We start from the raw sequence: 1,803 nt of genomic DNA on the forward strand, positions 1-1,803 counted from the left end.
CGCCCCCGCCTCCCCCGCGGCCCTTCGACGACGAACGGCGTCCGGACGAGCGGGACGGGGGCGACCGGGCGAGGACCGCGCTGGTGATCGGCATCCTGGTCCTGGCCCTGCTGGTGGCCGGGCTGGCCTGGCGGCTGGCGAACCCGGACGACAAGGAGGGCGCCAAGGACTCCACCGCCACCTCCGACACCGGCACCCCCGACGACGAGCCCACCCGGGAGCGGAGCAGGACGCCCAGCCCGTCCGCCACCGGGACCTCCGCGAGCCCCAGCCCGTCGAAGTCGCCGGAGCCTGCCCAGACGGTGGAGGTCTCCGTCACCGGCTCGCACACCGACCGCACCGGCCCCTGCCCGGCGCCGGAGGGCGAACGGCCCTCCCTCACTGCCTCGTTCACCCTGGGACGCCCGCCCGCGGAGGTCCGCTACCGCTGGGTGAGCGACCTGGCCGACGGCGTGGTCGACGAGAGCTGGCGGACGCTCTCCTTCGCCAAGGGCACGACGACCCACGAGGTGTCCGTCCCCCTGTCGCTGGACGGGGTGGAAGGGGCCGTGGAGGGCTCCGTCCACGTCGAGGTCGACAAGCCGGTGGAGGCCGCGTCCGAGCCCGTGTCCGTCGCGCTCGTGTGCGAGGCGCCGGAGGAGCCGGAACCCGACCCGTCCGCCGAGGGCGAGGACTGAGCCCGGCCCCGACAGCACGACGTCCCCCGTTGCCTGGTCAGGGCACGGGGGACGCGGCGTTTTGACGCGTGGGGCGCGTGGATCAGTCGTTGGCGTTCAGCACCGGCAGGTAGCCGCCCGACTGGCCGGCCGCCTTCGGGTGGTAGGACTCGCCGATGGAGATGTTGACGCTGTGCAGCCACGAACTGCCGGAGCAGATCTCGTGTCCGGTGAACGGAGGCCGGACGTCGCCGAAGCGGAACCCGTAGGCCGCCGCGCGCTGCGAGGTGACCGAGTTCAGCAGGTCGGCCGCCGCGTTGATCGCGGAGCGCTTGGTGTCGGAGAGACCGGCGCAGACCGCCTCCACGTCGTAGAACTTGGGGTACCCGATCACTACGACCCGGGCGTTGGGCGCGCGGTTCCTGATGTCGGCGTAGAGGGCGTTGAGGTTCCCCGGCAGCGTGGAGCTGATGTAGCTGCGCGCGGTGTTGATCCGGTTGAGGCACGTGGTGTCGGTGCTGAGCACGCAGGTCTGCATGACGTCCGCGAAGCCCGCGTCGTTGCCGCCGGCGGTCACCGAGACCAGCTGGGTGTTGGCGCTGAGCGGAGCCATCTGGGTGCTGCGGACCGAGCTCGTGGTCGCTCCGGAGCAGGCCATGAAGGAGAAGGACGAGGGCGCGTTCGCGTTGGCCCACAGCTGCGGGTAGGCGAGGGAGCTGCGCTTGCAGTCCCCGCTGGAGGAGATGTAGCTGCCGGCGCCGACTCCCGAGGAGTAGGAGTCGCCGAGCGCGACGTAGGAGCTCGCGGCGGCCTGCGCCTGGGTCGCGCCGGTGAAGGCGAGGGTCAGCGCGAGCAGGAACGAACTCACGAGGGACGACGTACGGACACGTCTCATGGTGGGGGTCTCCATGGTCGGCGGGTTTGACGGAGGAACTGTGACAGCTGCGCGCGTTGACTGGAAGTGCTCATGCCAAGAAATCCATGCAGCGCAGCCGCTTTTTTTGCGCGCCGGAGCGACAGGTCCCGGCCACGGTGAGCAATTCGCGCCAATCTCCCGCGAAGCGGCGAACGGCGCGCCCGCGACGGACGTGAACGACCCATCCCCGCACCCTCTTCGGGTGCGGGGGGGCGCCGCGCGGGGAGGGAG

At 71.5% G+C, this 1,803-nt stretch carries 1 protein-coding gene and 1 pseudogene; one reads left to right on the forward strand and one right to left on the reverse strand.

Annotation, left to right across the window (positions count from 1 at the left end):
- Positions 1–677 (forward strand): annotated as a pseudogene (locus ACOV8S_RS24790) (hypothetical protein); the annotation flags it as partial.
- Between the two features lie 82 nt (positions 678–759).
- Here ACOV8S_RS24790 and ACOV8S_RS24795 read toward each other — a convergent pair.
- A complete protein-coding gene (locus ACOV8S_RS24795; RefSeq protein WP_448320417.1) occupies positions 760–1,551 on the reverse strand; it encodes an SGNH/GDSL hydrolase family protein in 792 nt (263 codons plus the stop codon).
- Positions 1,552–1,803: the final 252 nt, after the last annotated feature.

The organism is Streptomyces sp. CO7 (assembly GCF_053474865.1).